The sequence below is a fragment of the Luteolibacter arcticus genome (genome assembly GCF_025950235.1).
Lineage (GTDB): Bacteria > Verrucomicrobiota > Verrucomicrobiia > Verrucomicrobiales > Akkermansiaceae > Haloferula > Haloferula arctica.
This window is the reverse complement of record NZ_JAPDDT010000002.1, coordinates 339,281-360,631: the sequence shown is the minus strand read 5'-3', so window position 1 is coordinate 360,631 and position 21,351 is coordinate 339,281. Positions and strand designations below refer to the sequence as shown.

Here is a 21,351-nt window from a genome sequence, read left to right as displayed (position 1 = left end):
GCGTCCCAACCCGCCAACGTCGGTCGATTCCCATGAGTTCGTCTCCCCTTCCGGAACTGCCCGCCATCGGCTTCCTCGCCGACATGGATTCCTCCCACCGCGAGTTTCTCGCATCCTTCGGAAAGTTCGTCCGTCCCCACGATGGCGAATCGCTGATCGAAGAAGACAAGCCGCAGCCAAACCTTTACCTGATCCTGTCCGGCATGCTGCATGTGGTATCCCACGCCGGCGGCCGGAATCTGTTGGTCGCGAGCCTCGGAGCCGGTGATTCGCTCGGCGAGGTCAATATCTTCGATCCGGGCACTGCCAGTGCCTCGGTGATCGCCCGCAGCGAGTGCCTGATCTGGCAGATCTCGGAAGCCGAATTGCAGGGCTTCTTCCAGGATGATCCCGTGGGGGGGATCGAGTTCATGAAGGGCCTGCTCCGTCTCGAAGGAAAGCGGATCCGGGCCATGAACGCCAAGCTTGCCGAATCCGAAGAAAAGTCAGCACTGCACAGCTTCTGGAGACCGACGGCGTGAGCATCCTTCTCCAGAGCGGTCCGCTCGCCCTGTTCTTCGCGTTCGCCATATCGCACGCGCTAGCGGACTTTCCCCTTCAGGGCGACTACTTGGCCCGCACCAAGCAGCGCAGGGAAGCGAAGAATCTTTCCGAGTGGCTGATCTCCCTTACGGCCCACTCGCTCATTCACGCGGGCGGGGTCTGGATCGTCTCGGGTAGCGCCATCATCGCCGTGGCGGAACTGGTGCTCCACTGGCTGATCGATCTCGGCAAGGGCGAAGGACTTTACGGTTATGCCACCGACCAGGCACTGCACCTCAGTTGCAAGGTCATCTTCGTGATCGTGATGGTGAAGGGATGGCTTCCCGTTTGACGGAAGTCTGGCCCCGGATTTGCTCCGTTTTCCAGCGATGAACCCGTTCCTCGACATCATCGCCGGCCATCCGGTCCGCGAACTCGCGGCGGGTGAGTTCATTCTGCAGCAAGACGATCCCTGCGCCGCCCTCTACGTCCTGCTGGAAGGGGAAGTGGAAGTCCTGCGCGATGATGTCCGCGTCGCGAAGATCTCTGAAAGCGGTGCTGTCTTCGGGGAGATGTCCCTGCTCCTAGGCGGACCCTGCACCGCCAGCGTGCGGACGCTGGTTCCGTCGCGAATCACCTCCGTCGATGAACCGCGCGCGTTTCTCGCCTCTTCACCGGCCGCCTGCCTCCATATCGCGGAGCTGCTGGCGCACCGCATCGACGCGCTCAACCGCTACCTCGTGGACGTTAAGCATCAATACGACGGCCACGACCACATCGGGATGGTGGATGACGTTCTGAGCACCCTGATGCACCGCCAGCCGAAACGCCGGGCGAAGAGTTGAGAATGAGCATCGTCTTTCCGTAGGCGCGTTGGTGACAACGCGGAAGCACGTGCGCAGTCCGCTTTCAGGAACCGCTCCGCACTGTCACCAGTGCGCCTACGCCAAAGGCATTCCATACCTCGGTAGGCGCGTTGGTGACAACGCGGAAGCACGTGAGCAGTCCGCTTTCAGGAACCGCTCCGCACTGTCACCAGTGCGCCTACGCGAACACCTACCCCACCAAGCTCCGCTCCTCCACCCCCTCCTGCGAGTGCCAGGCCACCTCTTGCCGGTCCAAGTCGAACCGCAGCACCGCCGGACACCCTCCGATCTGTCGCCCCGGATTGAAGGCCCACGTCTCGCCGATCCGGTCAATCCACGAGCCCTGCGCGTAGAAGGGAGCATTGTGGATATGCCCCGACATCACGATGCGCGGCGAGAACCGGGCGATCCATGCGGTTAAGGTCGCGTCACCGATGAATTCCTTCCCGGTCCAACTCAGCGGTCCCTCCGGTGCGGCATGATAGACCCACAGCCACGGCGTTCCCGCCGGCGGCATGGCGGCGATCAACTGCTGCTCCACCTCCGCCCGCGTCACCGGACCATCCCACCATGGGCACACGGTGATGCGCATGCCGGCCACATCGAGCGAGTCGCCATCGACGTGCAGGCGATCGTCCTTCATCTCGCCAATCCAGCGCGCGCGTGACTCCCCGTTTTCATCGCGATGGTCGCCGTCGTGATTGCCGGAGCTGACGATCACACGGGTGAGCTTGCTGAGCTTGTGGAGATACTTCTCCACCACCACCACCTGGAGGTCGGTGTCGAGGTTCCCGCCAAGATCCAGCAAGTCGCCGCCGATGATCAGCGCGTCGCACTCCCCGGCATTCGCGGCAAGCCAGTCGAACTGCTTGAGCGCGTAGTGCAGGTCGGCGGCGAAGAGGATTTTCACAGCAAGGAGGAGGGGGATCAGGGAATCACTTCACTGCGATTTTCCAAGCGCGCAAGCTGTTCACAGGTCTTTTCGGCGATGAGGTGGTTGTCCACCGCATCGAGCACTTCGAGCAGCTCGCGGGCTTCCAACAGCCGGGGCGTGACCACGTAACTGGCCCCCGCGGCGTAAAGGCCCGCGGCATCGTCGAGACGCTCGGCGTGCACGATGATCTCGGCGCGCTCGCTGAGGGCGCGCACTTGCCGGAGCATCCGGAGATTGCTCGCACCGCGCAGCACGCTGTCGGAAAGCGAACAGACGATCACCTCCGCCTCCGCGATGCCCGCGTGCTCCAGCACGTCGCGCTGGCTGACGTCGCCATAGACGACCGACACCCCGCGAGCGCGGAGTTTCGCAACCGTTTCGGGATTGAAATCGATCACCTTGAGCCGCGGCAGCAGCGTCGGCCGCTCGCGTTCGATTTCTTCCACCATGGAACTCGCGGTCCACGAGAAGCCGAGCACGAAGATGGTCCCCGCCTGAGTGTCGTGGCCGGTTTCACCACTGCCCTCGGGCAAGTCCGGCATGCCGAATTTCGTCAACCACGGCGAGACGGTGCGCACGATGCCATCATTCCGCAGGATCCCATAGGTCGATCCCACCGCGAGGAACGCGAAGGCGAAGGCGGTGATGCTGATCGTGCGGTCGGACACATCCCCGCTGGCCTTGCCGATCGCCAGCAGCACCAGCGAGAGTTCGCTGAGCTGGCTGAGATTGATCGCCGGCAGCAGGCTCATGCGATGCCCGAGGCCCAACTTCAGGAGCACCGGGGTCACGCTCAGCAGCCGGGTGGCAACCAGCACCGCGCTGAAGACCAGCATCCACAGCAGGTAGTCCCACGTCGGCAGGGGGATGATCATGCCGAGCGAGACGAAGAACAGGGTGACGAAGAAATCGCGGATGCTGGTGACCTTCGCCACCACATCGAGCGTGTAGGGGAAGGTGGACAGCAACACGCCGGCAAGCAGTGCGCCCATTTCCCGCGACAGGTGAAGGTAGCTCGCGAAGCCGGCCAACGCGAAGCACCACGCCAGCGCGCCCACCAACACCAGCTCCGGTTGCCGCGCCACCAGCTTGAAGACCGGCGGCAGCACGAAGCGGCTGACGGTGTAGGCCACGCCCACCAGCAGCAGCACCTTGCCAAACGCCAAGGCCAGGGGTGCCAACGCCGGATCCTTGAGGCTCGGCTGGACGGCGAGGAACAGGATCACGAAGACGTCCTGCAGGACCAGAATGCCGATCGTGATGCGCCCGGCGAGGGTCTCCAGCTCCCGCTTGTCGTGCAGCAGCTTCACGATGATGACCGTGCTGCTCATCGCCGCTGCCACCGCGAGGTAGAGGGCCTCCAGCTTCGTCGCCGCCGGGCCCAGCCAGCCGAAAAGCAGCCACCCCAAGGCCACGCCGCCGATGATCTGAACCAGCGCCGTCACCGTGATCGCCCGCCCGGACCCCAGCATCTTCTTCAGGTCCATCTCCAGCCCGATCATGAACAGCAGCAGCGCCAACCCGATCTCGGACATCGTCCGGATCGACTCCGGATCCGTGATGAAGCGCAACCCATTCGGCCCGATCGCAAACCCCGCCACCAAATACGCGATCAGCAACGGCTGCCGCACCACCCGGCAAACCACCCCCACCACCCAGGCGGCGATGATGCACGTCGCGATGTCAGTGACTATTCCGTGGTCCACGCACCGGCGACGCTAGCCACCGAAGCCGCCGCGTCGATGCAGCATTCTGCGGACCCCGGTACTGAGGGCCAGCGTGAGGGCATAACAAAGCGCCTTCCGGATGTCTCCTATCGGAAGAAACGGAGTCATTAACACTTCCGAGAAATAATTGCTGACATTTCCACCCGTGATTGCATTAAATTGCAGTCGCAAACCCTTTTAACCCTGCCCCCATGAAATCCGTCTGCCGTGTCGTTGCACCTCTTGTACTCCTGACCTTTCTCCCCATGAACGGCCTGTCGGCTGCCACAGTAGTATGGGGCGGCGGGACCGGCGACTATCTTACGGGGGGCAATTGGGAGGGCGGTGAAGTGCCCGGAACCGCGAGCGGCAACACGGCCGAAATCAATTCAGGTGCCGTCACCTACACCCCGGGCGGTGACCTGGCGATCCACAACGGAGGGGCACTCGTGCTCAACGGCGGCAGTTGGACCCAAGCCGGAGGCAACGCATGGATCCAGCTTGGCAGCGGATCGCTAATCGTGGCGGGCGGCACCTTCAACCAAGGCACCTCCGACAACATCGTCCGCAACAGCGACTCTAACATCACGGTCTCCGCCGGCATTGCCAATTTCAGCGGCAACTTTCTCAACCGGGCGGATTTCGGCGACTTCACCATCACCGGTGGCACGGTCAACATCGCCAACGAATTCAAACCCATCAGCTCGTTCACGATGACGGGGGGCACCTTGAGCGCCACCATGATCTCATTTGCCGACGGCCCGGGAATCATCGATTTCACCGGCGGCACGATCTCCGTGGACGGAGGCAGCTTTTACAGCGGGTTCTACGGCGGAGGATCGCAGTCGCTCAACTTCAGCACCGCATCGACCGGCTCCCTCTTCTTCCGGAACTACAGTCTCACGGCCTTGGCCGAGGACGGCTTCCTGACCAATGGCACGCTCCAGTGGGATGGTGCCATCGACCCAACCGCATTCAGCGCCGTGGAATCGGAGGGTGGCGTCCTCATCACCGTCATCCCCGAGCCTTCGACCCCGCTCACCCTGCTGGGCGGCATGGGTGCCCTCATGCTGCTGCGCCGCCGCAAGTCGAACTGAGCGCTGGAAGCCGGAAAGCCGCCCGTGCGCTTTCACCTCCACGGCGCGCCCGGAGATCCCAAGGTCGCAATGGATTCGTGCCGTCTGCCGCCGTAAGGTGAACGGCTCCTACATCCTCGTCACGGGCTCGGCAGGGGGAGCCGTTGCATCTGGCAGTCCGCTCTTCGCGAACGCGATCTTGTGCAAGAGTTCTAACACCTTGGCCATCCACAGGAGGCCGATCCCCGAGCCCAAGCACATGAGTGCATGCACAAAGTTGGCCTTCGCAATATCCTTGGCACTGCCAAACGCGCCCAGCAGCAGCAGGACAGCGGCAAAGCCACAGATGAATGCCACGATCTGGAGAACAGGGACGAGAAACGGAGGGGAATTGTCAGGGTCCATTGGGAAAGGATTTGCGTCTGCTCGGAGACTTGGTGCCCGTGGATGCGTTACGTCACCTTTCTCCCCGACGTTGAGCGGGATTTTGAAGCACCGTCCGAGGAACGCAACGCGTCATTTTCTCCTCGTAACCACGCGTCCCGGCCAAAACCCGGCACCCAAAGTCTTGGGTGCCGGGCTTTGGTGGTCGGGCTGGCGGGATTCGAACCCACGACCCCCTGCCCCCCAGGCAGGTGCGCTACCAGACTGCGCTACAGCCCGTTTAACCACGTTGGCGACGGGGCGGGCAGACAATCAGGGCAAATCCCGGTTGGCAAGCCTTGAAAATCATGCATTTTCCGCGCCGTGACGGAACGGATCAAATGCGCGATTGTCGGAGCCAGCGGCTACACAGGGCAGGAACTCCTGCGCCTGCTGCTGGTCCACCCGCAGGTCGAATTGGTGGCCGCGACCTCCCGCCAGGAGGCCGGCAAGCCCTTGTCCGCCGTCTTTCCGCGCTTCCGCAAGCTGCCGGGGGCCGAGCTGCCGTTTATGGAGCCCGATCCGGATGCCATCGCCGCGACCGGTGCGCAGGCGGCGTTTCTCGCGCTGCCGCACGGGGTGGCGGCGGAAATCGCGACCGCGCTGCTGGAGCGCGGGCTGAAGGTCATCGACCTGAGCGCGGATTTCCGGCTGAGCGATGCCGACGTTTACGAGGAATTCTACGGCCACCCCCATCCAGCACCGGCGCTGCTCGATGAGGCGGTCTATGGCCTGCCGGAGATCCGGGCGGGTGCCATCCGGGAGGCGCGGCTCGTCGCCTCGCCCGGTTGCTACCCGACCAGCATCCTGCTGCCGCTGATCCCGCTGCTGGAGGCCAGCCTGATCGATCCGGCCACGATCGTGGCGAACTCGATGAGCGGCGTCAGCGGAGCCGGCAAGAAGGCCGATGTCTCGCTGCTCTTCTGCGAGTGCAATGAGAGCGTGCGCGCCTACGGCATCCCGAAGCACCGCCACCTCTCCGAGATCGAGCAGGAGCTATCAATTGCGGCCGGTGAAAGCGTGGTCATCACTTTCATCCCGCACCTGGTCCCGGTTAACTCCGGCATCGCCACCTCCACCACGGCGAAGCTGACGGAAGGCATCGATCCCGCCGCGATCGGCGAGGCGCTGGAAAGTGCGTACGGGGACGCGGCGTTTGTCCGTCTGCTAGGCAAGGGCGGCTGTGCCGACACCAAGAATGTCACGCGCACCAACTTCATCGACATCGGCTGGGCGCACGATGCGCGGACCGGTCGTGTTATTTTGACCAGCGCGGAGGACAACCTCGGCAAGGGCGCGGGATCGCAGGCGGTGCAGTCATTCAACCTCATCTTCGGCCTCCCGGAGACCGCCGGGTTGCAAACGGCGTGAGATTTGTTCAGCGTCTCCGCCCCACACCCTTGCAAACCCACCCATGGACTTTCCCGTCACCCGGATCAAAGGCGGCGTCGGCGCGCCGCGCGGTTTCCAGTGCTCCGCATTATCTTGCGGCATCAAGAACCCTGCCGCCGAACGTCTCGACCTCGCGCTGATCTATTCGGAGAGCCCGTGTACGTCGGCCGGCACCTTCACCATCAATCGCGTCAAGGCCGCGCCGGTGAAGCTGTCCCAAGCCCACCTGCGCAAGGGTGACATCCGCGCGATCGTCGCCAACAGCGGCAACGCCAACGCCTGCACCGGTGTCCAAGGCATCCACGACGCCAAGGCGATGTGCAAGGGCGTGGCCACCCCGCTCGGCCTGAACCGCAGCGAGATCGGCGTGTGTTCCACGGGCGTGATCGGCTTGCCGATGCCGATGGTGCGGATCGAGTCGCGCTTCGACGATCTCGTCCAGGGTCTCGGCAGTGGCCGTGGCACCGAGGTGGCCCGCGCCATCATCACCAGCGACACCCATCACAAGGAGATCGCCATTTCCTTCGACCTCGGCGGCCACCGCGTCCGCATCGGCGGCTGCGTGAAAGGCGCCGGCATGATCTCGCCAAGCATGGCCACCATGCTGTGCTTCATCACCACCGATGCCAATGTCCCGCGCGACACGCTGCGCAAGGGCGTGCTCGAGGGGGTCGATGAAAGCTTCAACCGCATCACCATCGATGGCGACATGAGCACCAACGACACGGTGCTGGTGCTCGCCAACGGCCGCTCCGGCATGCCGCCGATCCGCCGTAACAGCTCGCTGTGCCGCCAATTCCGCCAGGCGCTGCGCCACGTGATGCTCGAGCTTGCGCAAGCGGTCGTCCGCGATGGCGAGCGGGTGACGAAGTTCGTCACCGTGGAGGTGAAGGGCGCCCGCACCTATCTGGATGCCAAGCTCGTCGCCGAGGCGGTCTGCAAGTCGGCGCTGGTGAAGTCATCGTGGAACGGCGGCGACCCGAATTGGGGCCGCGTGCTCCACGCCGTCGGCTACTCGCGCGCTCGCATTCGCGAGGAACTCGTGGACATCTTCTACGACGGCAAGCCCGCCTGCCTCGGCGGCCTGCAAGCGACCACGCCGATGGACGAGCTGCGCGAGATCGCCGCCAAGCCAGAGTTCAAGATCGAGATCCACCTGAACCAGGGCGACGCCGACTACTGCATGTATAGTAGCGACCTCTCGCCCGAGTACATCGATTTCAATCGCTCCGAGTACGCCTACTGGAAGCAGGCGCGCAAGGACGGGCTGGTATAGAAGGGGCATCGTCCGAACGTGGCGCACGCCTCTGGCGTGCGAAAGGATCGCCCGCATCCTGGGGGGCGACAGACAGGATGTCTGCCGGACCTGTTGCACGCCGGAGGCATGCACCGCTTTGATCGCCAAACCTTGACGGAGAGCGGGGGGCACCAGCGTGCCCCCGTTTTCAAATCAATCGCCTGCCACGATGCGGACGAAGACCTTCTGCTGCGCCAGCGGCGAGGTGATCGACGCGGTGACGCGGATGATGCCACTGACCGCCGGTCCGGGGGTCAGCACCACACCAGTGGTGGTCCAAGTCGTCCCATTGATCGACCACTCGACCGCCACTTCGCCTGCCGGGAATTGCTCGGTCTGTGGGTAGCTCAACGTGTACTGCGTCGCGCTGATCCGTGTGAAGACGAGCTGCGGCTGATCCGGCTGGTTGGCATTCAGGCCAAAGAGCATCTCCAGCACGTTCGCACGGCCATCGTGATCGGCGTCCGCGTTGATACCCCAGACGCTCGCTTCCAGAGCAGAGTTGGAGAGCACGGAGGGCGTGAATTGTCCCGTAGCCCAACCGGCGTAGGCGGCTGCCAAGGAGCCTGATGCACGGTTCTGATAGACGCGGAAGACGTTCGACACGACCTGCGAACCGAGCGGATTGGTCGCCACGAGTTGGAGGCTATAGTCGCGGCCTTCGACGGCGGTCGGAGTGCCGGTGAAGGCACCGGTAGCGGGGTTGAACGAGAGCCAGCCAGCGGGCGGCAGCGGACTGCCATCGCTCAACCGGACTGCAAGCGTGAGCTGGCCCGGATAGACCGGATCCCCGAAGGTCGCCGCATTCACCGTGAAGCTGAAGGGTGAGCCTTCCACCGCAAGCTGATCCAGCACCGGCACCGCGAGACGCGGGCCGAGGTCATACTGGAGCTGCAGGACCCGTGCGCTACCGGCGCCGCCTGCGCCGGTCGCATTCACGCTGTCAGCACTGGAACCGGCCACGCCGGAGAAGCCGTCGAGCGCCACCGAGTTGCCGTAGCGATTGCCGGAGGCCGACGCCCCGTGGGTGATGCGGTCGATGGCGAGCCAATCGGCCGTGCCCGAGCTGCGACGGAGGATTTCCACGGAACCGCGGGTTTCCAGCGAGCCCTCGCTGCCAGCGGGAGCACCGACAAGCAGGAGGTTTCCGGAGATCGCCACTGAGTAGCCGAAGTACCGTGAGGTCACGCCGTCCGCCGGGGCTGCCTCGCGGACGAGGCCCCACTGGTTCGCGCCACCGGAGTCGCGCTCATAGATGCGGACCCGGCCGGGCTTGAGTCCGCCGAAGGGCGCATTGACCGAATGAACGCCGACCGCGATCCGGTCGCCGGAAATATCCACCGCATAGCCGAAGCCGCCGTAGGCCTTGGCTTCAGTGCCGTCGAACTGATCGAGGCGCTTGAATTCGGTGAAGCCGCCGGCGGCTGTCGGGCGGGTGTAGATGTAAGCCGCGCCGAAATTCCACAGGGTGCTGTTGCCGGCGTAGTTCGCGCCATGGGAACCGATGACCACGGTATTTCCATCGATCGCCACAGCCGCACCGTAGAACTCGGAGTCATTCAGCTGGCCGCTGACGCGGTTGTCGGCGGCGACGAGGGTCTGCGACAAAGTCCAGGCACTCGGGGTGGCACCACGCTTGAAGACGAACACCCGGCCGGAACGCGGGGCTCCGGTGAGGTTGGCGTTCGGGGCGCCGATGAGCACCGTGTCGCCTTGCAGCGCGACCGCGCTGCCGAAGGCATCGCCACCGGAGCCGTTGATCACGGGCGGATTGATCTTCGCGACCTGGGTCCAGGCGTTCTGATTCGTCGGATTCCTTTGGAAGATGTAGGCCGCGCCGGCATTGCTGCCGCCGGGTTGGTCGAAGCCGGGAGCGCCGACCACCATGTAGTCGCCATCAATGGCTACCGCCTGGCCGAACAAATCGCCCGCGCCCGCATCGGTGCCGCCGATATCCGCGACCTGTCCCCAGGGAGCGCCAAAGCCGGAGCTGCGCTCGTAAATCTGGACCCGGCCGACATCGACCGACGGGGTATCCCGCAGCGGCGAGCCAATGACCAGCGTGTCCTTGCTGATCGCCGAGCTGGTGCCGAAGCCGGCACCGGTCTGGCTGGCATCGAGGCCGGTGGCCCCCAGCGCGAGCAGTTGATCGACTTCCGCATGCAGGATCTCGATCGTAGTGATGTCATCGATCACCGGGGCGGCGAAGCCGTCCTGGATGGTGATGGTCAGGCGGGCGATTTCCGGAGCGGTCGGCGTGATGCGGGTGCCCGGGGTAGGCGTGAAGACGAGGCCGCGCAGTGCGGTGGAGACCGCGGCGGGGCTGCCGGTCATGCGATAGGTGCCGCTGCCTTCCGAAAGGAGGGTGAAGCCAACGAGGTTCGACAAGGTTCCCTTGATCGCGTTGTCGATCTGGATGGTCACGGTCAACGGTTGCACCGCGAGATCGTCGATGTCGGTGATGTTCACCCCTACGAACGGACGCAGCGAGGAACGCTGGTAGAGCTCTTGGTCATCCACCGTGCCGGTGATAACGGGCACGTCATTGACCGGCGTCACCGTGACGACCGCGGTATCCACGATTACAGGCGTGCTCACGACCGCGTCATTGAGACTGACGGTGAAGCGCGTCTGCTCGGTGGTGCCCACGGTGATGCGGTCGAGGAACGGCGTGAACACCAGCCCGCGGATGGCGATGGTGGCATTCGCAGCGGTGCCGTAGAACTCCAGCACACCCGGTGCGATCAGCGTGAAGCCGGGCCCGGAGAGAGTGCCGCGATCCGCCGGGAAGGTGACGCGGACGCGCACCAGCTGACCGGCGAGATTGTCCACTTCGATCACCGTGGAGGTGGCGAAGGGATTCATCGCGGTCTTGTCGTTGGTCGCTCCCGGGATCGCACCGAGCAACTGCGGTGCGTCGTTGACCGGAGTCACGGTGATGACGGTTTCATCGTCGGTGATAAGTGCCGGTGTGAAGCCGTCATCGATATCCACGGTGAAATGCGTGTCCTCCGTGGTGCCGATGAAGATGCGGTCGATGAACGGCGTGTAGGTCAGGCCGCGCAGCGCGGTGGTCGCTTGGGCGGCAGTGCCATTGAAGACCAGCGTGCCGGGCACGATCTGGGTGAAGCCGGTGCCGGCCAGGGTGCCATGGTCACCTTCGTAGCTGACGGTCACTTCCAGCGGCTGGATCGTCAGATCGTCCACTTCCATGAGCGTCACGCTCGGGAAGGGCTTCACCGGAGTCTTGTCATTCGTCGCGCCGGGAGCGGTTCCGGTCAGGACCGGAGCGTCGTTCACCGGGGTCACGGTCATGATCGCGGTGTCCACGATCACCGGCACGGTGGTGAAGCCATCGTCGATGCTCACGGTGAACTTGGTATTCTCCGTGGTGCCAACGGTGATGCGATTCTCAACCGGCGTGTAAACCAAGCCCCGCAGCGCGGTGGTCGCCTGGGCCGCGGTGCCATTGAACTTCAGCACGCCCGGAGAGATCTGGGTGAAAGCACCGGCCAAGGTGCCGCGGTCGCCGGGATAGGTGACAATCACTTCCAGCGGCTGCACGGTCAGGTCGTCGATCTCGACGAAGGTCGACGCCGGGAACGGCTTGATCGGGGTCTTGTCGTTCGTGGCACTCGTCACCGCATTCAGCAGCGTGGGCGCATCATTGACCGGCGTGACGGTGGTGACGGTCGAGTCCTCGATCACCGGCGTGGTGACGTAGCTGTCATCCATGCTCACGGTGAACTGCGTGTCTTCCGTGGTGCCCACCACAATGCGGTCGATGGTCGGAGTGAAGACCAAGGCGCGCAACGCGATGGTCGCTTGCGCCGCGGTGCCGGTGAACTCGATCACGCCCGGCGAAACCAGGGTGAAGCCACCGCCCGCAAGAATGCCGCGCTCGGCTGCGAACGAAACCCGGATGACCACCGGCTCCAGACGCTGGCTGTCGTATTCGATCACCGTGACGTTCGGGAAGGGATGCAGCGTGCTCTTGTCGTTCAGCCCGTTGGTTTCCGCATTCACCATGCGCGGCGCGTCGTTCACGCCGGTCACGGTGATGGAAACGGTGGCGCTGTCGCGGTCTTCACCCGCGGTGCGTTGGTCGATGTGGGCGACTCCCGGATACTCGTTTCCGCTGTCGTCCTGGACCCAGTAGGTCAGGGCGGCCCGACCGGTGAACGAGGCATCCGGCGTGTAACTGACCTTGCCATCGGCAACCACGGCGGTGCCGGCGTTCACCGGATCCAGCGTGATCGCTCGTGCGGTCGTCAGCGTGAAGTCCGCCTGCGAAGGCAGCGGCGTCTCGGGGAACGAAGTGCGGAGGATGCCATCATTCGCAGTGACATCGAGGGCCACCACGCCGTCACCGGCGATCAGGGTGAAGTGGTCATCGCTCACGCTGATGTCGCCCACCTTCACGGTGACATCGGCCTGGCCGGTGCCGCCGAAGCCATCGGAGACCTTGTAGGTGAAGACCTCGGTGCCCACGAACCCGGGCTGCGGTGCATAGAGCAAATTGCTGCCGACGATCTGCACCGCGCCATTCGATGGCGTGGTCACTTCGGTGATGATCCACTCGCTCGCGCTGGCAGGCAGCACGCTGTCGTTCGCGAGCACGGGCAACAGGGTGCCGGTGGAATCGCTGCGGACCGAGAAGCGATCGTGATTGGTCTCGAGGTCGCGGGCACCGGCCCGGTTCAGCACTTCGATGCTGATGACGGCCTCACGGCGATCAGTGCCACCCGCGGAGATTTCATAGGTGAAGGTCTCGATGTAGTTGCCGGCCGGATTCAGCGCATTCGGCGTATAGCGCAGCGCGGCGCCATCCTCGATGATGTCCAGCGTGCCGCGATAAGCCGGATTCGACACGTTCGACGGATCATCGCCGACCGCCGTGATGAAGATCTGCTGGCCGCCATCCGGAATCACCCGGTCATTCGCGAGGACTGGCAAGCGGTTCTCCGAGCTGCCGCGGAAGACGAGGAAGGCATCATCACCCGCCACCATCTCGCCATCGGTGGAGCGGACGGACACGCGCGCGGTGTCGGTCGAGTCGCCATCGGTCACCGTGTAGGTGAAGGACTCCACGCCACGGAAGCCGGTGGCCGGAGTGTAGACGAGCTTCTTGAAGTCGGCGCTGACTTCCACGGTGCCGCCCTGGTCCGGGGCATCGAGTCCGGTGCCGATGGAGGCCACGGAGAGCGCTCCCGGCAGGTCGGAAATGCGGAGATCGTTCGACAGCACCGTCAACTCGGTGGACTGGCTGTCGCCCTGCACGGTGAAGTAGTCGCTGCTCGCGCGGATGCCACCGGCGATGACCACGACGGTCACGGTGCCCGTGGAGGTGCGGCCACCGACATCGGTCACGGTGTAGGTGAAGTCCTGCTGGCCGGTCGCGCCTGCGGCGGGATTGAAGGTCAGCGAGGTGCCGCCCGGTGTGACGCTGATCGCACCGACCGCGGCGCTGGCCGGGGTGATATTGGTGATCGTCAATTGGCCGCTGCCGCCTTGAAGCACGTTGTCGTTGGCCAGCACGTCGAGCACCGTCGTGCCGTCGTCGGTGAGCTTGCCCGGATCGTCGAAGGCGACGCTGAAGATGTCGCTGTTGATCGTGAGGTAGCCGACCTTGACCGTCACCGACGCGATGCCGGTGCCACCGAGGCCGTCGGTCACGGAGTATGAGAAGCTGTCGGTGCCGAGGAACGCAGCGGCGGGCGTGTAGGAAAGCGCGACGCCATTCATGACGGTCACCGTGCCATGAGCGGCGGTGGTGACGGAGACGATGTCGAGATTCTCGCCGTTGCCGGGCAGGATGTTGTCATTCTCCAGCACGTTGAGCGTGTTGGACACGCTGCCGACCGGCACGCTGAAGGCATCGGCGCGGACGTTGAGCGTGTTGGCGCGGTTGACCACCAGCATCGACACCGTGGCGGTCGCGGCGGTCGTGCCGCCACCGTTCATGGTGTATTCGAAGGTCTCGGTGTAGGGGAAGGTGGTGATCGATGGGTTCGGCGTGTAGCGGACCTTGCCGTTCTCAATCACTGCCAGGCCTCCTTCATCTGGAGCGGAGGAAATCGAAGCCAAGGTCAGCGGGTCGCCGGTCGCGGGGATAATGCTGTCGTTCGCCAGCACATCGACGAGCGGTGCCTGACCGGCCGCCACGGTGAATTGATCGTCGTTCGCGCGCAGGTTGCCATTCAGGCGATCGATCGTCACGCGGGCGGTGACCATCGCGGTGTCGCGGTTCCCGAGGTTGTCTTCGATGGTGTAGGAGAAGACCTCGTCGCCCACGAAGCCGGTTTCCGGCGTGTAGATCAGCGATTGATCACCATTGAGCACCGCAGTGCCGGCACCGCTGAGCGGGCCGACGGCCACGATGCGGCGGCCGGTGGCCAGACCTTCGAGGCTCACGTCGTTCAGCAAGACCTTCAGCTCGATGTCCGAGCGGTCGGCTTCGATCCGGTAGATGTCATCGTTCGCGAACAGGAAGCTGCCGTCCTGCAGCGTGTAGGTGTAGCTGTCCACGAAGGTCTCGCCCACTGCGAGGCCCTGCAGCGTGTAGGTCGGACCGCCGGGGAGATCGGAGAAGACCGACTCGCGGGGGTCATACTGGAAGGTGCTGGCGAGCACGGTCCAAGTGCCGCCACCCAGCGAGGCGAAGGCGGCATTGTAAGCGACCGGCACACTGAAGGTATTGCCGTCGATCTTCGTGACCACGAATTGGCCGGTGAGCGCGCCGCTGCCGAGCAGCACGACTTCCTCACCCGAAACCAGACCGTGATCGGTGGAAACTACAGCGGTGGCACCCGGCGTGCCGGAGATGGAAGCGAAGGTATCGATAGAGCCATCGCGGCGATCGAGCAGGACATTGACCTTCGCGGCGAAGACATTCGTCGGGAAGGCGTCGGTCGGCTTGAGGAACTTGCGGTTGTCGGGAAGTAGCGTGTTCTGGTCGATGTCGAGGCCGCTGAACAGCAGGCCCGGCGTCGGGACTTCAAGCAAGGTCTCCTCGTTGATCGTCAGCGCCAGGTTGTTGGTGGTCGGCGAGTCGTTGCGACCTTCCACCATCACGGCGATGAGTGTGTTCACCCGTGCGATGCCGTCGAAGACGGTGACGGTGAAGGTATCGATCACGCGCTCCTTGAAGGCCAGTGCCTGCAAGGTGGCCGAACCGGTCGGATCGTAGGTCAGCGTCGCGCCGTCGGGGCTGAGGCTGATCGCCGCACCCTCGCGGCTGACGTTTTGGCCGGCACGAATTTCCAAGCTCAGCACGTCGGTGCGATCGATATCGGAGTCGTTGGCCAAGATGTCGGCGCTGACGAGGTCGAGCTCGGTGTCTTCATCGGTCTGGTCGAGGCCATCGATGACGATGATGTCGCCGAAGGCACCGCCGGGCGGACGGATCGAGACATTCACGCGGCCGGGCGTGCCGGAAGCGGGCAGCAAGTGCAGCACCGCCGAGCCATCGAGAAGTTGTGGTGCGGTGAGGCCGCCGGTGAGCAGCGGATCGAGCGCCGCCAGTCCCGGCGGGTTGTCGCTGGGCACGGGGTCGTTGTTGACGCCGGCGACGACGACCGAGAGTTGGGCGAGCGAAACCGCGCCGTGGTTGTCCTCGGCGGCGTAGTAGAAGGTGTCGGTGCTGCTTTCGCCATCGGCGAGGCCATCGAGGAAGGCCGACGGGCGGGGGTTGTAAACGAGGTTCGTCTGGTTGCGGTTCGCGCGGATCTCGAGCGTCACCGCGGCACCGTCCTTGCTGGTGGTGGACAGGCGGTTTTCGTTGGTCAGCACGGCCCAGAGGCCCTTGGTCGCAGCGTCATCGACGAAGGCGATGGGCAGCGTGAAGGTGTCCACGCTGGCGACGGTCACCACATGGTAGCCGTTGTAGGACGGATGGCCGCCGTAGCCGGAAATGAGGACCGTGGCGCCGGTCGACAAACCGTGGCCCGGGGCGGTGACGGTCACCGGGGAAACTCCTGCCGTGCCGCTGAAGCCGCCGATCGCCTTGGCCTGGCAGACGCCGATGACCTTGAGCTGCGTGAACGGATTGCCGTCCGTGTCAGGATCCGTGTCGTTGGCAAGGATGCCGGTGCCATTGAAGGTGCGCGGTGCCGGGTAGAGCGCATCGGTATCGAGCGCGATGTTCGAAACGCGCGGGTCGGCGAAGACGCGCAGGATGGTATCTTCATTCGTCGCGACGGAATCGGCGGCCGGAGTCGGCGGGTCGTTGCGACCGAGCACCGAGACCTGGACGAGTGCCTCGTCTCGCGCGCTCGGCGTGCGGAGAGCGGCGGCCTGCCAGCGACCGCGCAGCAGCGGGGCCGGGTTTCCGAGGAAGGCCACGGGAATGCTGAAGTGGTCATCGTCCACCACGGTGATCGTGTGCGCCACATTGTAACCGGCGAATCCGGCATCGCGGATGGTCACCGAGGCACCGGTCACCAGGCGGTGGGCAGGCGCTGTTACGAGAGTCTTCGTAGTTCCGCCGTCGGCATAGCCACCGACCGCGCCGCCACCGACATCGACGATCGAGTAGGCGAAGGTGTCGGTGAAGCGGGCGCCTTCCGGCAGGTGATTGAAGGCGACGCGCGGGTCGAAATTCACCGCGGTGCCACGCAGCGGCGAACCGGCCGGGGTCACGGTGACAGTCGCTCCGGAAGTGGTGGAGATCGTGGACTTGTTCGACACCGGCGGGATCGCGGACAGCGTCTGATTCAGATCAACGATGAACAACTCGTCCGCGCCATCGGCGTCGAGGTCGTTCGCGCGGACCATGAGCGTCTGGGCCACGTCTTCCGTGATCTCGAAGCTATCGATGGTCGCGATCGGGTAGGCATTGTCCTCACCGAATGGCGTGCCCGCGGTGTCTGCACCCGGCGAAGTCGCGGCACCGTTGGCCCCGATCAAGATGCCGCCGGTGGGTGGAGCCTGCACCAGGCGATGCGGGGCGAAGGCCGCCCCCTGATACTGCGGGGCAAGCGTGATCGAACCGGTCGAGTAGTCATCGGTCACCGATGGCGTGGTGGCATTCGCAAAGGCGGCGACGAACGAAACGGCTTCCACCACGGCATTGCCCGCGGCGAATGGCTTGCGCAGCTCCATGCGGCCGCGCTGCAAGAGATCGAGGCTTTCGTCGGAGACGATGACCGGCGTGGAGCCCGCCGCGGTGATCAGGGTTTCGGCAAGCACCAGGCCATGACCGGGAGCGATGACTTGCGCGGTGAAGGTGTGGCGCTTCTCGCCATCGATCCACACTTCATACCCGGTGAGGTCGAGGCTCGCTTGGTCGCGCGGCATGTAGAACTCGATGAACTGCTGGTTCGGGTTCGTGGCCGGGAAGACTTCGTGGACGATCAGCTTGCCGAGCGCGTTGGCATCGATCGCACCCATGTCGCAGGTCGCGTTGCGGATCACGCCGCGCTGGTCCACTGCGGAGACGCCGGCGATGCCGGTGCCCACGGCCGGGCTGTCCGGCAGCAGGCGATGCCCGCGGGTAGTGCCTTCGAGGGTGGCGATCGGGGCAAGCTTCGGATCGAGGTTGCGCTTGTCGGTGATGTGGCCGAGCAAGACGGTATTGTCAGCCGTGCCGCCCTGAAGGAATTCGGTGGTGGTGTTGTCGTTGGAGATGTTGCCGCCGTTCGAAACGATCTCGGCGCTGCCATAGACCTTCAGATTGCGGGTGGAGAAGTCGGCGAAGATGTTGTTCGCGAGCAGCACCCGCGAGTTCGACACGTTGTTGAACAACGAACTGGCACCCAGGTCCGGATCGCCGCCGCTGATCGCCGCGTCGGCATTGCCCGCGAACGTGCAGTGGCTGATGGTGGTCTGGACGAACTGGGTCGGCGTGTCGTTCTCCACGTAGAGGGCACCGCCACCCAAACCGGTGGAAGCGGGCTGCGAGTTGCCGGAGAAAGTGGTGTTGGTGAAGGAGCAGGCGTGGTTCGTGAAGAGCGAGACCGCACCGCCGCCGAGACCGGCGGACGCGTTGAGGGCGTTGTTTTCAAAGACGGAGCGAGAGACCTTCAGCGCACCATCATAGACGTCGATCGCGCCACCCCACTGGCTGGCGAGGCAGTTCGCGATCACGCAATCCTCGATCACCAGCGAGCCGGGCGAGGCGGTCGGTGCCAAGCGGCCGACGAATGCAGCACCGCCGGTGTCTGCGAAGCCGCGGGCTAGGCGCACGCCCTGGATCTGCACGCTGGCAAAGATGCGGAAGAGCTGCACGTCGCCCGAGTCGGTCGTGGCGTTCGCGTTCGAGTCGCCGGTGATGGTCAGCTTGTCGGCGCCGGGGCCGCGGAACGAGAGGTGCTTGGTGAGAACCAGCGGGCCCTTCGTTTTGTTCAGGCGGATGGTCGCCGGATAGCTCGGCAGCGCGAAGACGATCACGTCATTGTTCACCGCGTGGGTGATGGCGTGGCGCAGCGTGCCGGGCACCGTTTCATCGTCGAGCAAGTGGGTGACGAGGAAGCTGCGGGCATCGCTGGTCAGGAGGATCGGCAGCACCCGCGAGGTGAAATTCAGCGCGGAGTCGGTCGCGCTTATGGTGAAGTCCGTGCGGCCCGGCTGGTTCGGCGGGAACAGGTAGTTCGGGTTGATGTCGTAGTTGATCGCGCGGATCGCGGTCTGGGCCGCGGCCGCCGTGCCGGTGAAGCGATAGCTGCGCGAGCCGGCCGGTGTTTCGACAAAGGCACCGAGATTGCTCAGCGAACCCTTGGCCACGGTATCTAGCGCCACGGTCACCTCGACCTGGCCGACATCGGAAATGGTCACCTGCGCGAATGGCTTCGGACCGGTGGACGGATCGATCAAGGCCGGGCTCGACGACAGCGGGAAGACCGGATTGCCATTCCACAGGAGGCTCGGCGCGCCATCGACGGCGGTGACCTCGACCTGGGTCTGATTGTTGGAGACGGAAGCAGTGCCGTCGTTCAGCGTGATGGTGATGGTGATGGTCTCGCTGGAGTTCACCGGGATGCGTCCCGGCGTCGGGACGAAGCGGACTTGGCGCAGCTTCGTGGTGATCTCGGAGACGGTGCCGGTGATCACGTTGGTCGAGCTGAAGGTCCCGACCGGGCCGGAAAAGCTGCCCTGTGCCTGGTCACCCAGCGACAGCGTGACGGTCACAACCTGTGCCGGATCGCCATCGATGATCGAGATGGACGAGAACGGATAGACCGGCAGCGCGCCCGGATCATCGGTCATGCGGATCAAGGACGTGGTCAGGCCCGTGAACTCCGGCGCATCATTCACGAAGGTGATCGGCAGTGAGACACTGCGCTTCACCGGGGTGGCCGGTGGTCCCACCGTGCCGGTGCTGCCGTCCGGGTGGACGTCGGTGACATCGAAGTCGAAGGTCGCCGTCTGGTTGGCGTTCTGTTGGAAAGGCGTGTAAACTAGGTTCTGGATCGCCGTGCCGATCTGCGCGGCGGCTCCAGTCACAGTGGTCGCCGAAAGTGCGCCACGCAGGGTGGTGCTCGTTTCCGTGATGGTGACGGAGAAGGTGTCCCCCTCATCGACATCATTGACCGTGAGCCGGAAGGGCGAAACCGGTCCCGCATCCGTGATCGACGCGACCGCCAGCGAGGCATTCGCCGTGGGCAGGTCGCTGACCGACTTCACGTTCAAGGTCGGCGTCAGTGGCGTGGCACTGAGCGGGGTGCCATCGCGCACCGCGACCGTGATGCCGAAGTTGTAGAGACCGACCGGATGCGCATTCGAGAGGGGAGTGAAGGTCGCGAGCTTGATGTCAGCCGTGGCATTCGAAGGCGACTGCCCGGACAAGGTGTAGGTTTTGCCACCGGAAACGTTGGCCACCGTCGAGCCCGGCAGCGCGAAGGTGCCGTAGCTTTCCGCGATGCTCGGGACCGTCACCACGACGATGAGGCTCTCGGGACTCGGCTTGTTGTGATCGACGTCCGCGATCGTCGCGTCTTGGAACACCTTCTGGGCGGGCACCGGACCCGCTTCACCGCCGGGGAGCGTGGAAGCGGTGTCGAGCAATGGCGCGGCGGCGGTTCCATTCATCGTCGCCGTGATCGTCGGCGCATCGTCCTGCGGGGTGACGGTGATGGTGAAGGTCTGGACGGCGGACTGGTTCGCGCCGCCGTTGGCCGTGCCGCCGTCGTCGTTGATGCGGACGCTGATGGTGGCGCTGCCGTTCTCGTTCGCCGCCGGCGTGAAGGTCAGCGTGCCGCTCGCGGTGAGGGCAGGAGCGGTCGAGAAGAGCGCCGCGTTGGTGTTATTCGTGATGGTGAAGCTCGTGGTCTGGCCGCTCTCGTCCGCCGGGCCCGGGCTGATGTTCGTTGCCCAGTTGGCCTGCGAGAAGGCACCCGAGTCCTCCGCGACATTCACATTCGTATCCGTGAAGGACGGCGCGTCGTTCACCGGATTGACGTTAATGGTGAACGTCTGGATGGCCGACTGGTTCGTGCCGCTATTCGCAGTGCCGCCATTGTCAACGACGCGGACCCCGATGGTTGCGGTGCCGTTTGCGTTCGCTGCGGGAGTGAAGGTCAAGCGGCCGAGGTCGTTCACCGCGGGTCCTGCGGAGAAGAGCGCGGCGTTCGAGTTGGACGTGATCGTGAAGGAAACATCCTGCGAGTTTTCATTGGCCGGACCCGGGCTGATGCCGGTGGCCCAATTCTGCGAGTAAGCGCCCGAATCCTCGTTGACCGTGACGTTGGCACCGGCGGTGAAAGACGGCGCGTCATTCACGGCGTCCACGGCGATGTCGACCGGCTCATCGCCGAAGGATTCCTGGCCACCGGCGAAGGCCCGCACGGTGAAAGCCTCGAGGGTGCCGTTGGCATTGGGAGCCGGCGTCCACACCCATTCTTCGCCCGCGGCGAGAGTACCATCCACGGCCACTGCCGTGCCGTTCTTCTTCAACGTGCCACTGGAAAGCGACTTGAAGCGAAAGACGATGACGTCCCCGTCGCCATCAAACTCGTTGGCCTCGTTGGCGAGGTCATCGTAGCTGATGGTGGTATCCTGATCCTCGCTTCCCCCGTCGAGGGTGGAAATGTTTGTGAGGCTCGGCGCGACGGCGGAGGCGACGCCGGTCAATGCGAGGCACGCGAGAAGGGAAAGCAGGCGCGAAGGGAGGTCCATGGGAGTGAAAGGCAGATGGGAG

10 protein-coding genes and 1 tRNA gene are annotated in these 21,351 nt (G+C 64.5%); 6 read left to right on the top strand and 5 right to left on the bottom strand.

Going from position 1 to position 21,351, the window contains the following annotated elements; translation table 11 throughout:
- Positions 1 to 32: 32 nt before the first annotated feature.
- From OKA05_RS06245 to OKA05_RS06235, 3 genes are read left to right on the top strand one after another with little or no spacing between them, the layout of a single operon-like run.
- Positions 33 to 521, top strand: a complete 489-nt coding sequence (locus OKA05_RS06245) for a Crp/Fnr family transcriptional regulator (RefSeq protein WP_264486254.1) — start codon at positions 33 to 35, stop codon at positions 519 to 521.
- Positions 518 to 874, top strand: a complete 357-nt coding sequence (locus OKA05_RS06240) for a DUF3307 domain-containing protein (protein ID WP_264486253.1) — start codon at positions 518 to 520, stop codon at positions 872 to 874. Before OKA05_RS06245 ends, OKA05_RS06240 begins: the two co-directional genes overlap by 4 nt.
- A 37-nt stretch (positions 875 to 911) precedes the next feature.
- Entirely contained in the window at positions 912 to 1,367 is a 456-nt protein-coding gene (locus OKA05_RS06235) for a Crp/Fnr family transcriptional regulator (RefSeq protein WP_264486252.1), read from the top strand.
- 211 nt (positions 1,368 to 1,578) lie between these two features.
- On the opposite strand, the gene OKA05_RS06230 is transcribed toward OKA05_RS06235, so the two are convergent.
- Together OKA05_RS06230 and OKA05_RS06225 are read right to left on the bottom strand one after the other, a co-directional pair.
- Entirely contained in the window at positions 1,579 to 2,298 is a 720-nt protein-coding gene (locus OKA05_RS06230; protein WP_264486251.1) for a metallophosphoesterase family protein, read from the bottom strand.
- Positions 2,299 to 2,315: 17 nt separating this feature from the next.
- Positions 2,316 to 4,028 (bottom strand): cation:proton antiporter domain-containing protein, encoded by a 1,713-nt coding sequence (locus OKA05_RS06225; protein WP_264486250.1) that lies wholly within the window; start codon positions 4,026 to 4,028, stop codon positions 2,316 to 2,318.
- Between the two features lie 212 nt (positions 4,029 to 4,240).
- Between OKA05_RS06225 and OKA05_RS06220 the strand changes: the two genes are divergently transcribed.
- Positions 4,241 to 5,125 carry a PEP-CTERM sorting domain-containing protein gene (locus tag OKA05_RS06220; RefSeq protein WP_264486249.1) on the top strand — a complete coding sequence of 295 codons (885 nt, stop codon included), beginning with the start codon at positions 4,241 to 4,243 and terminating at the stop codon, positions 5,123 to 5,125.
- Between the two features lie 108 nt (positions 5,126 to 5,233).
- Here the strand turns inward: OKA05_RS06220 and OKA05_RS06215 are convergent, their stop codons facing one another.
- Both OKA05_RS06215 and OKA05_RS06210 read right to left on the bottom strand, forming a co-directional pair.
- Positions 5,234 to 5,509: a hypothetical protein gene (locus OKA05_RS06215; RefSeq protein ID WP_264486248.1), complete on the bottom strand. Its 276-nt coding sequence runs from the start codon at positions 5,507 to 5,509 to the stop codon at positions 5,234 to 5,236.
- A 181-nt stretch (positions 5,510 to 5,690) separates the two neighbouring features.
- Positions 5,691 to 5,767, bottom strand: a tRNA-Pro gene (locus OKA05_RS06210).
- Positions 5,768 to 5,851: 84 nt separating this feature from the next.
- On the opposite strand from OKA05_RS06210, the gene argC reads away from it, so the two are divergent.
- Both argC and argJ read left to right on the top strand, forming a co-directional pair.
- Complete coding sequence (gene argC / locus OKA05_RS06205; RefSeq protein ID WP_264486247.1) at positions 5,852 to 6,898, top strand: N-acetyl-gamma-glutamyl-phosphate reductase; 1,047 nt, start codon at positions 5,852 to 5,854, stop codon at positions 6,896 to 6,898.
- A gap of 43 nt (positions 6,899 to 6,941) precedes the next feature.
- The gene (gene argJ, locus OKA05_RS06200; RefSeq protein WP_264486246.1) at positions 6,942 to 8,195 is read left to right on the top strand and encodes a bifunctional glutamate N-acetyltransferase/amino-acid acetyltransferase ArgJ; all 1,254 of its coding nucleotides are present in this window, start codon (positions 6,942 to 6,944) and stop codon (positions 8,193 to 8,195) included.
- A 174-nt stretch (positions 8,196 to 8,369) separates the two neighbouring features.
- On the opposite strand, the gene OKA05_RS06195 is transcribed toward argJ, so the two are convergent.
- Entirely contained in the window at positions 8,370 to 21,329 is a 12,960-nt protein-coding gene (locus tag OKA05_RS06195; RefSeq protein ID WP_264486245.1) for an Ig-like domain-containing protein, read from the bottom strand.
- Positions 21,330 to 21,351: the final 22 nt, after the last annotated feature.